This is a genomic window from Mycobacterium kyorinense (assembly GCF_001672775.1).
Classification (GTDB): Bacteria; Actinomycetota; Actinomycetes; order Mycobacteriales; family Mycobacteriaceae; genus Mycobacterium; species Mycobacterium kyorinense_A.
The window spans coordinates 1-15,850 of the sequence record NZ_LZKJ01000173.1 but is presented as its reverse complement, the minus strand read 5'-3'; the positions used below and the strand labels follow the sequence as shown (position 1 = coordinate 15,850).

Sequence of the window (15,850 nt, the reverse complement as noted above, 5' to 3'; positions counted from 1 at the left end):
GGAAACCTTTCGCGATCGACGGTGGGTTAGATGGTGTCAGTGAACAGCACGCCGTCGCTGATCAGTTGGTCGACTTCCTCACTGCCCATCCCGAGGACCTTGCGGCAGATTTCGCGGGTGTGCTGACCGGGCAGCGGCGCGGGCCGCTGCGGCGCCGCCGGGATATGCCGAAACGGCGCCGGTCCGGTTTCGGCCGGCAGCGGGTGGTCGAACAGCGGATGGTTCATGTCGCTGAACAACTTTCGGTGCACTAGTTGCGGGTCTTCGAGGATGTCGGGCGGACGGTTCATCTGGCCGGCGGGGACTCCGGCCGATTGCAACGCCTCAGCGACCTGGACCGGTGAGCGGGTGCACGTCCACGTCGCCACCGTTGCGACCAACTCCCGGCGGCCGGGCACTGGCTCCTCAGGGTGTCCGAAAACCCTTGCGGCAGCACGCCAGTCGTCATCTGAGCGGATGGAGATCGCGCACCACTCATCGTCGCCGGCGCACGGGTAGACGGCGTGCACGCTGAGATCGTCGCGCAACTCGACGCGTCCCGCGTCCCGCGCTGCCTCGACGACGTAAAGGGTGTCGAGTTGGTTGACGACCGCCTCGGCCTGGGAGACGTGGACTCGGACTCCCGCACCGGTCCGGTCGCGGTGGATCAGTGCGGCCAGCGCCCCGATTGCGGTGATCCGCCCGACCACATGGTCGGGGAAAACTGTCGTCGCGTCGTAGAACGGGTGCCGTGAGTCGTCAGCGGCGGCCTCCTCGGAGGTCCACAGTTTGGTGACCCCGGTGGTGGCGCGGACCAACGGGCCATACCCCATCCGGGCGCTCCAGGGGCCGGTATCACCGAATGCGCTGCTCTCGGCGAGCACGATCCGTGGGTTGAGGGCGCGCAAGGCGTCGTATGGAAAGCCCAGCGCGGCAAGGGTTCCCGGTTTGAAGTTGGCGAACACCGCGTCGGCTTCGGCGACCAGTCGGCTGAAGATGCGCTTGCCTTCCGCGTTGCGCAGATCTACGCCGAACGCGAGATTGTTGCGATGTGTCCAAGCGAAGGACTCACTCATCGCATCGCCGGCGCGGGCTTGACGCAATCCATCGGGGTAGGCGGCGCTTTCGACCTTGATGACCTCGGCGCCCAAGTCGGCGAACAGCCGGCTGCATTCGCCGCCGGCAACGATGATGCCCAAGTCGACGATCCGCAGTCCGTCGAACGGTCGTCGCCCGGCGGCGTGAGCGGCCGGGGCCGGCGCCGGATCGGCAAGCCAGGAAGCCTCGTGGTGCCCCGCCGCCGGCGCCGGTGTGCGGAAACCGGTGTGCTGACCGTCGACGGAGTAATAGCCGACCGGAACGGTGGCATGCACACCGGCCACCAGTTGGGCGTCGGCCACGGCGCCCGCCGCGGTGAAGTGCTCCGAGGCCAGGATCTGTGACGGGGACAGCACCGCGGCGATCGGCACCCCGTTGGCTTGCCCGGCCGACACCAGTTCGGTCATGGTCTGCCCGGCAAACAACTCCGCGATCAGCACGCTGATCTGCGGCCAGGCCGCGAACCGGGCTGCGATCACGTCGTAGCGCGGATCCTGGAATTCCTCGGGCTCGCCCAGCCAGGCGCGCAGGCCCCGCCACTGCCGGGGCGACATCACGCAGATCCGGACGTGGCCGTCGCGGCAACGGTAGATCGGGTACGCGTCCTGGTTCTTCGGCCGTCCGCGCCACCGGTTGGGCTTGCGAATGCCGGCTGCCGCCTGCCCGTGCGCGCCGAACGCGGGATCCAGTGCCATGACGACAGCATCGAACCGGGAGAAGTCGATGTAATCGCCGGTGCCACAACGTAACCGGTGGTAATACGCGACAAGCGCAGACCAGGCGGCTTGGACCGCGGCGGTGGCTGAGGCAATGCCGTCGGGTGGTAACACTGGCGTTCCGGTGGTGGGGCCGGAGCGCGACAGCGAACCGGACAACGCGTACAGCACCGGATCGGTGGCCCGCCACGACGAGCGCGGTCCCGTCGTACCGAAATCGGTGATCGACACGGCGACCAAGTGCGGATACCGATCGGCGAGTTCGGCGCACGAGGTGCCGTATGCGGCGGCTTGCCCCGGTATCCCGCTGTCCACGACGATGTCGGCGCGGGCGGCGAGCTCGGCGAACCGGGCCCGGCCCTGCTCGTCGGCCGGGTCGAGGACCGTGGCGCGCTTGTTGGCGTTGTGCAGGGCAAACGGCAGGCTGGCTCCGCCCAGCGTGGGCAGCCGGCTCCGCGCGGGACTGCCACCGGGCGGTTCCACCTTGAGCACGTCGGCGCCAAGATCGGCGAACAGCCGGCCGACCGCGTCGCCGTCGTCGTCGGACAGGTCAAGCACCCGCAGCGACTGCAGCAAGGGCTCGACCATGGCGTTGAGCGTAGTTGGCGGATGCGCAGCGGTCGGATACCCAGGTCAATTCGCGATAACGACGGCAGCGGTTAATTACGGTTTAGCGCATGCCTTCTCTTTTCGGCCCTACCGGCCTCGTCGACTTGGCGGAGCAAACGGTGCGGACCTCTATCAAGGTCGCAAGCTGGGGCGAAAGGCGCCTCTTCGAGCTCATTCGGTCGGGGATGCGCTCGCCGGCGGCGACACCAACGGAACCGCCCCTTTCCAACGGCGAGATCGAGAAGCGCTCGGGTGCCGACTCCGAAACTCTTGACGCCAAGATGCACGGACTGCTCGACCGCGCAATCGAGCAGAACACGGCGTCGAGCCGCCACGAGCTGTTTCATAAGATCCTCGACCAGATCGTGCCGGACGAGGCACGCATTATCAGCGCACTCTCCGACGGCTCCTCGTCGCCGTTGCTCAACGTCCACGCCCGCACCCGTGCCGGACTGGCGAGTGACGTGGTGCTGGAAAACATGTCGCTGATCGGTAAGAGCGCAAACCTCGCACTGCCACAGTTGACCCCGATGTATGTCAGTCATCTTTTGTCGCTCGGTCTCGTCGAGTCCGGCCCCGAGGACTCCGCTTTGAAAGACGAGTACGAGATCCTCGCCGCCGACACCGCCGTGCTCGAAGCCGTCAAGCGCGCGACCCGCGGACCGATCCCGGCGCGCGTCGAAAAGTACGTCCTGCGACTATCCGGGCTCGGGCTGGAACTGTGGGCTGCGGCGAGCACGCCGCAGGAGCAGGAGTGACGACGTCGGCCATAGCCTGGGCTCAAACCTGGGGCGAGATCACCGCCGACATCAAGCTCAACTGGTTCATCTACCTATCGATGCCATTGGTCGCGGCCTTCGTCGGCTACACCACAAAGCTGGTGGCGCTGCAGATGCTGTACCGCCCAATCGAATTCGTGGGTATCGGGCCAATCGGATGGCAGGGCGTGGTTCCGCGCCGCGCAGGCAAAACGGCGGCGTTGACCATCCAGATGCTCACCGACAAGCTGCTACGGCCAGAGGAGATCCTCGACAAGATCGACGCCAAGCAAGCGGTGGACGATCTCCGCGAGCCACTTACCCGGACCATCGACGCGATGGCTCGCGAACTCGCCGAGCAGGTGCGTCCCGGCCTGTGGGACTCGATCCCGGCCGCCGGCCGCAATGCCGTGCTGTCGCGGATGCAGGCCGCCGCCCCCGAAGTTGTTGACAACCTGCTGACCGAGATGAAGACCGACTTGCCGCGGTTCATCGATCTGCAGTACCTCGCCGTCACCATCCTGGTGAAAAACAAGACTCAACTCAACGAGCTGATGCAGGGCATGGGTGGGGCGGCAATGAAGTTCATCCGCCGCAGCGGCATCTACTTCGGCTTCGCGATCGGCCTGGTGCAGATGGTCGCCTGGGGCCTATTCCACAATCCCTGGATCATGCCCGGCTTCGGGTTCGTGACCGGGTTCGCCAGCGACTGGCTGGCCCTGAACCTCATTTTCATCCCCCGCAAGCCGATGAAGCTGTTTGGCGTCATCCCGGCGCACGGTGTGTTGCACGCGGAACGGGACAACGTGACCCGTGACTACGCCCGCATTTTGGCGAACGATCTTTTCTCCCCCGATGTGCTGCTCGAAGCCATCCTGCACGGACCCACTGCCGAACGGCTGTTCGCGGCCATCGAAAAAGAGGTCTCGGCAGCAGTCGACGCCCAGGTCGGGATGGCGCAACCACTCCTCACGCTTGCGATCGGGACCAAGCGGTATCGCCAGGCTAAAGACGCCATCATCGCGATGCTCCTCGAGCGTCTACCGGAGACAATGGAGGAGGCCAAGGAATACACCGCCAAGACGCTCGACATCGAAAATCTCATCGTCGACAAGATGAACAAGCTATCCCCGGATCAATACGAAGCCATCCTCCGGCCCGTCTTCAAAGACGACGAGATGCTCATGGTGATGGTCGGCGCCGTACTCGGCTTCCTGGTAGGCGAGCTGCAGGTGGTCCTTGTCGAGCAGTTCGCCCGCTAGCCGCTCGGGCAAGGAACAATCGGAGTGATGAGCGTGCAAACCGCAACCCCCGCCGCCCTCTCCGACGACGAACGTGACCGCATCCACGCCTACTGGCGCGCCGCCAACTACTTGTCGGTCGGCCAGATCTATCTGCTGGACAACCCGCTGTTGCGCGAGCCGCTGTCACCCGAGCACATCAAGCCGCGGCTGCTGGGCCACTGGGGCACCACCCCGGGACTCAACCTCGTCTATGCACACCTGAACCGGATCATCCGCAACCGCGACGCCAACGTCATCTTCATCACCGGGCCGGGGCACGGCGGACCGGGACTGGTCGCCAATGCCTATCTGGAAGGCACCTACAGCGAGGTGTACACCGGGATCGAAGAAGACGCCGATGGATTGCGAAAACTGTTCCGCCAGTTCTCGTTTCCCGGCGGTATCCCCAGCCATGTCGCCGCACAGACTCCGGGCTCCATCCACGAGGGCGGCGAGCTGGGTTACGCCCTGGTGCACGCCTACGGCGCGGCGTTCGACAACCCCGACCTGGTGGTGGCCTGTGTGGTCGGCGACGGCGAAGCCGAAACCGGGCCGCTGGCCGCCAGCTGGCACTCCAACAAGTTCCTCAACCCGGCCAGCGACGGCGCGGTGCTGCCGATCCTGCATCTCAACGGCTACAAGATCGCCAATCCGACTGTGCTGGCCCGCATTCCGCACACCGAACTCGAGTCGTTGCTGCGCGGTTACGGGTACCGGCCGATCACCGTGGCCGGGGACGACCCGGACAATGTGCACCAGCAGTTGGCCGCGGCGCTTGACGACGCCTTCGACGACATCGCGGCCATTCAGCGGGCCGCCCGCAGCAGCGAGACGGTTGAACGCCCGGTGTGGCCGATGATCGTGCTGCGCACGCCGAAGGGTTGGACTGGGCCCAAGACGGTGGAAGGCAAACCCGTGGAGGGCACCTGGCGCTCGCACCAGGTTCCGCTGGCCGAGACCCACGACAACCCGTCTCATCGCACGCAACTGGAGGAGTGGCTGCGCAGCTACCGGCCCGAGGAACTGTTCGACGACAGCGGCAGGCTAAGGCCCGAGCTACGGGCGCAGGCGCCCGACGGGGACCGCCGGATGAGCGCCAACCCGCACGCCAACGGCGGCCTGCTGCTGCACGACTTGGATGTGCCGGACTTTCGCGACTACGCGGTGGAGGTCACCCAGCCCGGCGCCGTCGTCCACGAGGCCACCCGGGTGCTGGGCACCTTCCTGCGTGACGTGATCGCCCGTAATCCCGACCGGTTCCGGTTGATGGGCCCCGACGAGACCGCCTCCAACCGGTTGTCGGCGGTCTACGAGTCCACCGACAAGGTGTGGCTGTCGGAAATCACGTCCGACGACGAGAACCTGGCCCCTGAGGGCCGGGTGATGGAGGTGCTCTCCGAGCACCTGTGCCAGGGCTGGCTGGAGGGCTACCTGCTGACCGGCCGCCACGGGTTGTTCAACTGCTACGAGGCGTTCGTGCACATCGTGGATTCGATGTTCAACCAGCACGCCAAGTGGCTGGCCACCTGCCGCGAGCTGCCGTGGCGGCGGCCGATCGCGTCGCTGAACTACCTGCTGACCTCGCATGTGTGGCGCCAGGACCACAACGGCGCGTCGCACCAGGATCCCGGGTTCATCGACCTCGTGGCCAACAAGCGCGCCGAAATCGTGCGGGTCTACCTGCCGCCAGACGGCAATACGCTGCTGTCGGTGGCCGACCACTGCCTGCGCAGCCGCGACTACGTCAACGTGATCGTCGCCGGCAAGCAGCCTGCGCTGGCCTACCTCGACATGGAGCAGGCGATCGCGCACTGCACCCGCGGCCTGGGCATCTGGCAATGGGCGAGCACCGCCACGGCCGATCCCGATGTGGTGCTGGCCTGCGCCGGCGATATCCCCACCCTGGAGACGCTGGCCGCCGCCGACATCTTGCGCCGAGAGTTGCCCGACCTGGCTGTGCGGGTGATCAACGTCGTCGACATCATGCGGCTGCAACCCGAATCCGAGCATCCGCATGGCATGCACGACCGCGAGTTCGACGCGTTGTTCGGCACCGACACCCCGGTGATCTTCGCCTACCACGGCTATCCCTGGCTCATTCACCGGCTCACGTATCGGCGTGCCAACCACGACCACATGCACGTGCGCGGCTACAACGAGCGCGGTACCACCACGACGCCGTTCGACATGGTGATGCTCAACGACCTCGACCGCTTCCATCTGGTGATGGATGTCATCGACCGGGTCGGCGGGCTGGGCTCCAGGGCCGCTGAGCTGCGGCAACGGATGGCCGACGTCCGGCTGGCCGCGCGCCGCTATACGCGCGAGCATGGCGAGGACGACCCGGCTATCGCGGGCTGGACCTGGGAGCCGAGTGGGTAACCTAGGGAAATGGCCGGTTCAGAGGCGGTGATTCAACCGCACCCGTTGGCGTCGCAGCTCTCGGCGTTGCACCGCTTCCGGGTCTACGTTGACGTCGCGGTTGTCGTCGTGGTGTTGGCATTGACCAACCTGATCGCGCATTTCACCACGCCGTGGGCGGGCATCGCCACCGTTCCAGCGGCAGCGGTCGGTCTGTTGATCCTGTTGCGGTGCAACGGTCTTGGCTGGGCTGAGCTCGGACTCGGCCGTGAGCATTGGAAATCCGGCGTGGGCTATGCGCTGGCCGCGGTGCTGCTCGTGGTGTCGGTGGTTGCCGTCGGGGCGCTGCTGCCGGTGACGCGCCCGATGTTTTTGAACAACCACTACGCGACCATCTCGGGTGCGGTGATCGCCTCGATGATCATCATTCCGCTGCAAACCGTCATCCCCGAAGAGTTGGCGTTTCGCGGTGTGCTGCACGGCGCGCTGAACCGGGCGTGGGGGTTCCGCGGTGTCGCGGTGGCGGGTTCGCTGCTGTTCGGCCTGTGGCACATCGCCACATCGTTGGGTCTGACCAGCAGCAATGTCGGTTTCACCCGGTTGTTCGGCGGCGGCGTGGTCGGCATGCTGGCCGGCGTCACCCTGGCCGTGTTCGCGACCGGGGCGGCCGGGTTCGTGTTCAGCTGGCTGCGTCGGCGCAGCGGCAGCCTGATCGCCCCGATCGCTTTGCACTGGTCATTGAATGGGCTGGGCGCCCTGGCCGCGGCGTTGGTGTGGCAGCTGTCCACCTGAGCGACAAGCCGCTTCGGCATGGGCAGGGCTACACCAGCAGCACGGCGGCGCCGGCGATGCGGCCCTCAGCGAGGTCAGTGAGAGCCCGATCGGCTTGTGCCAGCGGGTATTCGGGTGTGGTCACTTGGATGTGGTGCTGCCCGGCGAAGTCCAGAAAGGCCCGCGCGTCGGCGCGGGTGTTCGACGTCACCGACCGGACCTGACGTTCCTGGAACAGGTGCCGCTGGTAGTTCAGGCTGGGGATATCGCTGAGATGGATGCCCGCGATCGCCAGCGTGCCGCCCCGATCCAGCGCTTCCAGCGCGGGCAACACCAGGTCGCCGACCGGGGCGAACAGAATCGCCGCGTCCAACGGCACCGGCGGCGGCTCGGCGGCGCCTTGGGCCGATGCGGCGCCGAGATCCAGAGCCAGCTTTCGGGCGCGCTCGCCGCGGGTCATCACGTGCAGCTCGGCCCCTTGGGCCAGCGCGACCTGGGCGGTGATGTGGCCGCTGCCGCCGAAGCCGTATAGCCCCAATCGGCCGCCGGGCGGCAACTCGGCACGCCGCAGGGAGCGGTAGCCGATAATGCCGGCGCACAACAACGGAGCCAGTTCGCTGTCGCGGTAACCGCTTGGCAGGTGATGCGCGAACGCCGCAGGGACCGTGGCGAATTCCGCGTAGCCGCCGTCGGCGTCCCAGCCGGTGTAGCGCGACTGCGGGCACAGGTTCTCCTCGCCGCGGCGACAGTACTGACACACGCCGCAGGTGTGGCGCAGCCAGGCGATCCCGACTCGGTCGCCGACGGCGAACTCGTCGCCGGCGTCGGGGCCGACCTCGACGACCTCTCCCACCACCTCGTGTCCGGGCGTCACCCGCTCGCGGTGCACGGGGAGGTCGCCCTCAGCGACATGCAGATCGGTGCGGCACACCCCACACGCCTGCACCGCGACCAGCAGCTCGGAGGCTCCCGGACGCGGCACCTTGGCAGTAACCCGTTCCAGCGGACCGGTGTTCATCGGGCCGGGCTGGCGCACCTGCCACGCGATCATCGCGGTGGCGGTGCGCCGATTCCCCACGGCTGCAACGGGTTTAGCCTTGCTAACTCCCGCGGCGGACCAACCCGACGAGCCACAGCAGGATCACGGAGCCCAAGATCGCGGTGAACAACGTGAACCACCAGCCGCCCGAGGCGGTGTCGACGAAGAAGCTCAGAACAAAGCCGCCGATCAATGCGCCGACGACGCCTATCACGATGTTCATCAGGATGCCGGCACCGCCGCCCCGCATGATCTTGCCGGCGATCCAGCCGGCGATGGCGCCGATGATGATGTAGCCGATCCAGCCGACGCTGGTCAGCGTGGATGAGCGAGCCAGAATTTCGGTAGCTGCCGTGACGTCCATCCGGATCTCCTTGCCTCAGCTGGTCAAGCCCTCTACTGGACTGTCAATTCGGTATACCGCGTCAGCGTAACGATTCGGGCGCCCTAACGGACACGGTCGTTTAACTCAGGAAACCACCTGGTGAACTGTCCTTAGGTCGAGACCGTGCCGCCCGTCGACGCCGCAGTGACCGGTCCGCCTGCGGGCGCAGGGGCAGGAGCGGGCGCAGGGGCAGGCGCCGGTGCGGGTGCTCCCGGAGCCGGTGCCGGTGCGGGCGCTGGTGCTCCCGGAGCGGGCGCGGGGGCCGGGGCGCCCGGGGCTGGTGCCGGAGCCGGAGCCGCCGGAGCCGGCGCCAGCGGGCGGATCGACTCGGCCAAAATCTTCGCCGCGTTCTGGTCCACCGGGTTGTTGGCGGTCCCCAGCCACACCACGAACCACCGCTGGGCCGGGGCGCCGTTCGCCGCGGGCGCACCGACCACGCCGGTCCAAATCTGGCCGTTGGGCTTGGCCGCGTCGCTGAACTTGACCTCGTAGTAGGACGCGCTGCCCGCCACACCATTGGCGTTCAGCGGGGTGTTCGCCTGGTTGATCCGGGTGCCGGGATATGGCATGAAGAACTCACCCATATCGGATGCCAGCCGTGTCGCGGCCTTCGTGTTGTCGGCTTCGGCACTGGCGTAAAGCTTTTGGTCCAACCGGCCAAGAACGATGCGGGTGTCGTTGGCCACTGCCGGCGGTTGGTCGGGTGCGGGCGGCGGGGCGGTCTCCTTGCTCAGCAGCGCCGACCCGTAGTCGAGGTGGGTGGCATCCGACTGCACCCAGCCGGCTGGAATGACGTAGCTGAATCCGCCGGCCGGGTTGTCCACCCGCCCCGGTTGGGGCGCGTTCGGGTCGGCCACCGGCGGCGGCGCGTTCGGATCGGTTCCGGGCGGCACCGCTACCGGGTCGGCGGCCGGCGGCGCCGCTACCGGCCCGGCCGGGCCAGGTGCTGCATCCGCCGGCGGGTTAGCCCCGGCGGGGGGCGGCACTGGCTGTCCGGGTCCCGGCGGGACCACCGGATCGGCGCTTGCTGTGATCGTCGGCATCGCGAGGGTCACGGCGCTGGCGCCGGTCACCGCGGCGATTGCCAGCTTTGCCCAGAACCCCCTAGGCCGAGTCGGAGTTGAATCCACCTGCCTCATGGCGACGAACCTACCGTGTTACAGCCGTGACGCAAGTGTGGATTGCTGACATTGTGATTTGTTTGCCAGCCGTTATGAACGCGGCTGGCCATGCGGGGCGGTGTGCAGCGCCAATTCCTGCGCCTTGACGGTGAACCACACGCGCTGCCCGGGGGTCAACTGAAGCTCGGCGGCCGCGTCGACCGTGATATCGGCAGCAAGACCCGGCGCGCCGTCTGATTGCTCCTCGCCGCGCACCCGGACCACCGGGCCGCGGCTATCCAGCTCGGCGACCGTCACTGCGACGCTGTTGCGCGGGCTACCGCGCGGCGGCTCGCTGAACACCGCCACCGCGGCCGGGTTGAACACCGCCACCGCGTGCTGTCCGGTGGCGAGATCGTCGACCGCGTCGCCGTGCCACCGCGAGCCCGAGCGGTCCAGCAGCGTTCCCTGAGCGCACATCGTTCCGTTGACCAGGTTCACGCCGGCGATGCGGGCGCCGAAGTGGCTGCGTGGCGAGGCCAGTACCTCGGCCACCGGTCCGATTTCGGCGACCTGCCCCGACTCGAGCACCAGCACCCGATCGGCCAGCGTGATCACGTCGAGCAGGTCGTGGGTCACCAAGATGGTGGCCCGGCGGTTTTGGCCGACCACCTTGCGCAGCAGCACGCGGATCCCCGCAGCCGCTGCGACATCGAGCCCGGACAGCGGCTCGTCGAGCAGCAGGACGTCGGGGTCGGCGGCCAACGCCCGCGCGATCGCCACCCGCTGAGCCTGACCACCGGAAAGCTGGCTCGGTCGACGATCAGCCAGGTGCTCGGCATCAACCTCTCGCAGCCAGCGCAGCGCCGCCGTCCGGCCGCTGCGGTCGCCGGCCCACCACGCGCGATGACGGCTGCGTGGTCCGAAGCCCACGTTGGCGGCAACGCTCATGTGCGGGAACAACAGCGGGTCCTGAAGCAGCAATCCGACGCGGCGTCGGTAGGTCGCCACGTGGACGTCGGCTGCGGTGTCGGTGAGCACGCGGTCACCCAGGCGGACCGCACCGCGATCGGGCCGCATCAGGCCCGCAATCACGTGCAATGCGGTCGACTTGCCTGCTCCGTTCGGCCCCAACACCGCCAGCACTTCGCCCGCGGCCACCGAGAACTGCACGTCCAACTGGCGGTCGGCGACGACGGCGCGAAGCTGCAATTCGCTCATGCTCGACTACCCGACGCCCACCCCGGACAACCTGCGGGCGCCCACCCCGAGCACGACGACCGCGGCGACCGCCACTAACAGGATCGACAGCGCCACCGCCGCGTCAGCGTCGGCGACCCGTTGCAAATAAATCTCCAACGGCAGCGTGCGGGTGATGCCCTGGCGAGACCCGGCGAACGTCAGGGTCGCCCCGAACTCCCCCAGCGAACGCGCAAACGCCAACACAGCGCCGGAAACCAGGCCCGGCACCAACAGTGGCAGCGTCACCCGCCACCACACCATGCTCGGTCGGGCCCCCAACGTCGCTGCCACAATTTCGTAGTCGGCGCCCGCGGTGCGGGCCGCGCCTTCAAGCGCGATGACCAGAAACGGCAAAGACACGAAGGTCTGCGCCAAAACCACTGCGGTGGTGGTGAATGCGATGTTGAGACCGGCAGCCTCCAGATACCGCCCGATCAGCCCGAGTCGGCCGAACGCGTACAGCAACGCGATGCCGCCGACCACCGGCGGCAGCACCAGCGGCAGCAGGATGACCGGCCGCAGCCAACGCACCAATCGCGTGCGACTGCGCGCGAGCACCAGCGCCATCGGCACGCCGAGCACCACACACAAGACGGTGCTGGCGGCCGCGGTCTTGATGCTCAGCAGCAGCGCAGTCCGCGACGACGTGCTGGTGATCAGCGACCAGAAATGCGGCCAATCAACTTTGACCGCGACCGCCACCAGGGGCGTCAGCACGAAAATCGTGCCGACGGCTGCGGGAAGGTAAACCCAGCGCGGCAGCCCGGATGGCGTCTTCAATGCTGCTCGTCAGGGCTTCTTGAAGCCTGCCTGATCCAAGATCTTCTGGCCGGGCTCGCCGGTCACCAGATCCACGAACTTCTGGGCCAACGCAGGCTGCGCCGCATTCTTGAGCACGGCGATCGGATACACGTTCACGGCGTCGGCAGCCTCCGGAAAGTCGACCGTGGTGACCTTGTCGGCGGCATTGGCCGCGTCGGTGAGGTACACCAGGCCGGCGTCGGCCTGGCCGGTGGTGACCTTGTTCAGCACGTCGGTCACATTCGGTTCCTCGCTGACCGGGTTGAGCTGCACGCCCGTTTTGTCTTCGATGCGCTGCGCCGCGGCTCCACAGGGCACCGGCTGCTGGCACACCACCACGCTCAACCCCGGCTTGGTGAGGTCGGCGAACGACGTCACACCCTTCGGATTGCCCGGAGCCGTGACGATCGCCAGCGTGTTGGAGGCGAAATTGACCGGTTTCCCGGTGGTCAATCCGGCGCCGGCGACGGTGTCCATCTGTGCGGTGTCGGCCGACGCGAAAACGTCTGCGGTGGCTCCCTGAGTCAATTGGGTGGCCAGATCCGAGGAGCCGGCGAAATTGAAATCGACGTTCGCGCCGGGATTGTCGGTTTTGAAGCGCTCGCCGATCTGAGTGAACGTCGGCTTCAGTGAGGCGGCGGCGAACACCACGATCGACTGGGTCGCCGGAGCCGGCGACCGCGACGGCGGCGACGGGGCTTTCGAGCCACAGCCGGTCAGACCCGCCATCGGGGACAGCACAACACAACAGGCCAGCACCCATATCCGACGCATGCGTCAAACCCTAACCCGGCCTGCCGACAAGAGCCGGGGTGCGGCGTGGCGACACGCAACCGTTACCCAAATGGTGTGCGAGTTGTTCCGCGTCTGGAGTTTCACCGCTAGCTACCGTCCAGTAACATCGACGGAAGTCCGTGAACCGGGCTCAGCCTTGAACACGAGGAGGTCATGGCAGTGGAGGTGCTGGTCACCGGAGGCGACACCGAACTGGGTCGCGTCGTTGCCGAGGGCTTTCGGGATGCTGGTCACCAGGTCACGATCGCCGGCGCACGACGCGACGACCTCGAGGTGGCGGCCAAGGAACTCGACGTCGACGCGATCGTCTGCGACACCACCGATCCGGCCAGTCTGACCGAGGTTCGGGGGTTGTTCCCCCATCACCTCGACACGATTGTCAACGTGCCGGCGCCGAGCTGCGCCGCCGGTGACCCCCGGACCTACTCAATTGCCGACCTGGCCTCCGCCTGGCGCAACGCGCTGGACGCCACGATGCTTTCAGCGGTGCTGACCGTGCAGGCGGTGGGCGATCACCTGCGCTCCGGTGGCTCGATTGTCAGCGTGGTGCCAGAGAACCCGCCAGCCGGCAGCGCCGACGCCGCAATCAAGGCGGCGCTGGCGAATTGGGCCGCCGGTCAGGCAACGGTGTTCGGTACACGTGGGATCACCGTCAACGCCGTCGCGGCCGGCCGCAGCGCCCAATCGGGATACGAGGGTCTGACCAGCATGCCGCCGACGGTTGCCGCTGAGGTCGCCCGGATGGCGTTGTTCCTGACCACTCCGGCGGCCCGGCACATCACTGGTCAACTGCTGCACGTCAGCCACGGCGCGCTGGCTCACTTCGGGTAAGGCCCGTCGGCCGCGTGATCGTCGATCAGCTCGACTTCTTGCCGCCTTTTCGGCCGGCAGCCTTCTTCTGAGACTGATTTCCGCCGCTGCCGCTACCGCTGCTGCGGCTGCTTTGACTGCTGCCGGAGCTCTTGCCGCCGCGACTGGACGAACCCGGCGAATTCGAAATCGCCGCGGCCCTCGACTTGCTCATCCCCTTCTTGCGTAAACCCTCGTATTGCTTGTCGTTCTTGACGCTGGAACCGTGATCCTTTGCCACTGTGCCTCCTCTGACTTCCTTTGCTGCGGTTACCCGATCGCCGCGCCGGGCACACCAGTAACTGCGGCCGCCGGGACGGCGCGTCACACCAGACGGTTGCGGTGTGGCTGATCACACAGCGTCGGCGTCGATTAGGGCCCGGGCGGGCGACTACCGTGTTAATGAACGCAGCCGCCGTCGAGGAGCAACCCAAACCCATGAGTGCCCAACCCGAAGACACTGCTGCATCAGGTCGTCGCCACCAGGTCGTCGTCATCGGATCCGGATTCGGCGGACTCAACGCGGTCAAGAAACTGAAACGGGCCGACGTCGACATCAAGCTGATTGCCCGGACCACCCATCACCTGTTCCAGCCGATGCTGTATCAGGTGGCGACGGGCATCATTGCCGAAGGAGCGATCGCGCCGCCCACCCGGGTGGTGTTGCGTAAGCAGCGCAACGCGCAGGTGCTGCTCGGCGACGTCACGCACATTGACCTGGCTGGCAAGTTCGTCATCTCCGAACTGCTCGGCCACACCTACCAGACGCCGTACGACAGCCTGATCATCGCTGCCGGCGCCGGTCAGTCCTACTTCGGCAACGACCATTTCGCCGAATTCGCGCCCGGCATGAAGTCGATCGACGATGCCTTGGAGTTGCGGGGCCGGATCCTGAGCGCGTTCGAGCAGGCCGAGCGGTCGAACGACCCGGAGCGCCGGAAGAAGCTGCTGACGTTCACCGTCGTCGGAGCTGGTCCCACGGGCGTCGAAATGGCCGGGCAGATCGCCGAGTTGGCCGAGTACACGCTCAAGGGCGCCTACCGCCACATCGACCCGACCACGGCACGAGTGATTCTGCTCGACGCCGCCCCCGCGGTATTGCCGCCGATGGGCGACAAGCTGGGCAAGAAGGCGGCGGCGCGACTGGAGAAAATGGGCGTCGAGATCCAGCTCGGAGCCATGGTCACCGATGTCGACCGCAACGGCATCACCGTGAAGGACTCCGACGGCACGGTCCGGCGCATCGAATCGGCCTGCAAGGTGTGGTCGGCCGGTGTGTCGGCCAGTCCACTCGGCAGAGACCTGGCCCGGCAGTCGACGGTCGAACTCGACCGTGCGGGCCGGGTGAAAGTGTTGCCCGATCTGTCGATTCCGGGACATCCGAACGTGTTCGTGGTCGGCGACATGGCCGCGGTCGACGGCGTGCCGGGCGTGGCGCAGGGCGCCATCCAGGGCGCCAAGTACGCTGCGAGCACGATCAAAGCTGAACTGGCGGGGGCCGATCCGGCAGAACGCGAGCCGTTCCAGTACTTCGACAAAGGTTCGATGGCCGCCGTGTCGCGGTTTTCGGCCGTGGCCAAGATCGGCCCGCTGGAGTTTGGCGGCCTGATCGCCTGGTTGGCCTGGTTGATGCTGCACCTGGTTTATCTGATCGGATTCAAGACCAAGCTCACCACCGTGCTCTCCTGGACGGTGACGTTCCTGAGCGGCCGTCGTGGGCAGCTGACCATCACCGAGCAGCAGGCCTTCGCCCGCACTCGACTCGAGCAGTTAGCCGTGCTGGCCGCCGAGGCCCACCAAGGTGAGGCCGCCAAGGCGGCCAGCTAGCCGCTATTCCGCATACGGATGGCGCACCCGCGGGCCCGCTATTTGTAATGAGGTCCAATAGCAAATCGGGCGGCATTTTGTGAAATCGGATCGGGTTTAACGGCGTTAAATTCACGTTACATATTGTTCACCGCTCGGTGAGCGCGGATGGCTCACCCTAGCCGCCCGATCGGGCCCGCCCCCGATGCTGCCGTGACGCGAGGTGCTTGTGCGCACGTCGCGCCCCCAGGACATCAC

14 protein-coding genes are annotated in these 15,850 nt (G+C 66.9%); 6 read left to right on the top strand and 8 right to left on the bottom strand.

Features of this window, described 5'->3' with window-relative positions; all coding sequences use genetic code 11:
• Window positions 1–26: 26 nt before the first annotated feature.
• Window positions 27–2,381 carry a CaiB/BaiF CoA transferase family protein gene (locus tag A5707_RS19050; RefSeq protein WP_065016006.1) on the bottom strand — a complete coding sequence of 785 codons (2,355 nt, stop codon included), beginning with the start codon at window positions 2,379–2,381 and terminating at the stop codon, window positions 27–29.
• Between the two features lie 89 nt (window positions 2,382–2,470).
• On the opposite strand from A5707_RS19050, the gene A5707_RS19045 reads away from it, so the two are divergent.
• Genes A5707_RS19045 through A5707_RS19030 form a run of 4 tightly spaced genes read left to right on the top strand, consistent with a single transcriptional unit; the run spans window position 2,471 to window position 7,596 of the window.
• Complete coding sequence (locus A5707_RS19045) at window positions 2,471–3,160, top strand: Abi-alpha family protein (RefSeq protein WP_065016005.1); 690 nt, start codon at window positions 2,471–2,473, stop codon at window positions 3,158–3,160.
• On the top strand, window positions 3,157–4,422 hold the full coding sequence (locus A5707_RS19040; RefSeq protein WP_065016004.1) for a DUF445 domain-containing protein: 1,266 nt from the start codon (window positions 3,157–3,159) through the stop codon (window positions 4,420–4,422). Before A5707_RS19045 ends, A5707_RS19040 begins: the two co-directional genes overlap by 4 nt.
• A gap of 27 nt (window positions 4,423–4,449) precedes the next feature.
• A complete protein-coding gene (locus A5707_RS19035) occupies window positions 4,450–6,825 on the top strand; it encodes a phosphoketolase (RefSeq protein ID WP_065016003.1) in 2,376 nt (791 codons plus the stop codon).
• Between the two features lie 9 nt (window positions 6,826–6,834).
• Window positions 6,835–7,596, top strand: coding sequence for a CPBP family intramembrane glutamic endopeptidase (locus tag A5707_RS19030; RefSeq protein WP_065016002.1), 762 nt, complete (start codon window positions 6,835–6,837; stop codon window positions 7,594–7,596).
• A gap of 28 nt (window positions 7,597–7,624) precedes the next feature.
• Here A5707_RS19030 and A5707_RS19025 read toward each other — a convergent pair whose 3' ends face one another.
• From A5707_RS19025 to modA, 6 genes are all read right to left on the bottom strand, one after another.
• The gene (locus tag A5707_RS19025; RefSeq protein WP_065016001.1) at window positions 7,625–8,626 is read right to left on the bottom strand and encodes a zinc-binding alcohol dehydrogenase family protein; all 1,002 of its coding nucleotides are present in this window, start codon (window positions 8,624–8,626) and stop codon (window positions 7,625–7,627) included.
• A gap of 49 nt (window positions 8,627–8,675) precedes the next feature.
• A complete protein-coding gene (locus A5707_RS19020; protein WP_065016000.1) occupies window positions 8,676–8,978 on the bottom strand; it encodes a GlsB/YeaQ/YmgE family stress response membrane protein in 303 nt (100 codons plus the stop codon).
• Window positions 8,979–9,109: 131 nt separating this feature from the next.
• Window positions 9,110–10,138: an alanine and proline-rich secreted protein Apa gene (locus A5707_RS19015; RefSeq protein WP_065015999.1), complete on the bottom strand. Its 1,029-nt coding sequence runs from the start codon at window positions 10,136–10,138 to the stop codon at window positions 9,110–9,112.
• Between the two features lie 72 nt (window positions 10,139–10,210).
• Entirely contained in the window at window positions 10,211–11,320 is a 1,110-nt protein-coding gene (locus tag A5707_RS19010; protein WP_065015998.1) for a sulfate/molybdate ABC transporter ATP-binding protein, read from the bottom strand.
• 6 nt (window positions 11,321–11,326) lie between these two features.
• On the bottom strand, window positions 11,327–12,121 hold the full coding sequence (locus tag A5707_RS19005) for an ABC transporter permease (RefSeq protein ID WP_065015997.1): 795 nt from the start codon (window positions 12,119–12,121) through the stop codon (window positions 11,327–11,329).
• 9 nt (window positions 12,122–12,130) lie between these two features.
• On the bottom strand, window positions 12,131–12,916 hold the full coding sequence (gene modA / locus A5707_RS19000) for a molybdate ABC transporter substrate-binding protein (RefSeq protein ID WP_065015996.1): 786 nt from the start codon (window positions 12,914–12,916) through the stop codon (window positions 12,131–12,133).
• Window positions 12,917–13,090: 174 nt separating this feature from the next.
• Between modA and A5707_RS18995 the strand changes: the two genes are divergently transcribed.
• Window positions 13,091–13,768: an SDR family oxidoreductase gene (locus A5707_RS18995; RefSeq protein ID WP_065015995.1), complete on the top strand. Its 678-nt coding sequence runs from the start codon at window positions 13,091–13,093 to the stop codon at window positions 13,766–13,768.
• Window positions 13,769–13,793: 25 nt separating this feature from the next.
• On the opposite strand, the gene A5707_RS23500 is transcribed toward A5707_RS18995, so the two are convergent.
• Entirely contained in the window at window positions 13,794–14,027 is a 234-nt protein-coding gene (locus tag A5707_RS23500) for a DUF7218 family protein (protein ID WP_082930074.1), read from the bottom strand.
• Between the two features lie 197 nt (window positions 14,028–14,224).
• Here A5707_RS23500 and A5707_RS18990 point away from each other — a divergent pair, with 197 nt between their 5' ends.
• Entirely contained in the window at window positions 14,225–15,613 is a 1,389-nt protein-coding gene (locus tag A5707_RS18990; RefSeq protein WP_065016064.1) for an NAD(P)/FAD-dependent oxidoreductase, read from the top strand.
• Window positions 15,614–15,850 lie beyond the last annotated feature (237 nt).

Excerpts from the sequence above, each read along its gene's own strand:
- A5707_RS19050 (WP_065016006.1), bottom strand. The coding sequence starts at position 2,381 with ATGGTCGAGCCCTTGCTGCAGTCGCTGCGGGTGCTTGACCTGTCCGAC.
- A5707_RS19045 (WP_065016005.1), top strand. The coding sequence starts at position 2,471 with ATGCCTTCTCTTTTCGGCCCTACCGGCCTCGTCGACTTGGCGGAGCAA.
- A5707_RS19035 (WP_065016003.1), top strand. The coding sequence starts at position 4,450 with ATGAGCGTGCAAACCGCAACCCCCGCCGCCCTCTCCGACGACGAACGT.
- A5707_RS19030 (WP_065016002.1), top strand. The coding sequence starts at position 6,835 with ATGGCCGGTTCAGAGGCGGTGATTCAACCGCACCCGTTGGCGTCGCAG.
- A5707_RS19025 (WP_065016001.1), bottom strand. The coding sequence starts at position 8,626 with ATGATCGCGTGGCAGGTGCGCCAGCCCGGCCCGATGAACACCGGTCCG.
- A5707_RS19020 (WP_065016000.1), bottom strand. The coding sequence starts at position 8,978 with ATGGACGTCACGGCAGCTACCGAAATTCTGGCTCGCTCATCCACGCTG.
- A5707_RS19015 (WP_065015999.1), bottom strand. The coding sequence starts at position 10,138 with ATGAGGCAGGTGGATTCAACTCCGACTCGGCCTAGGGGGTTCTGGGCA.
- A5707_RS19010 (WP_065015998.1), bottom strand. The coding sequence starts at position 11,320 with ATGAGCGAATTGCAGCTTCGCGCCGTCGTCGCCGACCGCCAGTTGGAC.
- modA (WP_065015996.1), bottom strand. The coding sequence starts at position 12,916 with ATGCGTCGGATATGGGTGCTGGCCTGTTGTGTTGTGCTGTCCCCGATG.
- A5707_RS18995 (WP_065015995.1), top strand. The coding sequence starts at position 13,091 with ATGGCAGTGGAGGTGCTGGTCACCGGAGGCGACACCGAACTGGGTCGC.
- A5707_RS18990 (WP_065016064.1), top strand. The coding sequence starts at position 14,225 with ATGAGTGCCCAACCCGAAGACACTGCTGCATCAGGTCGTCGCCACCAG.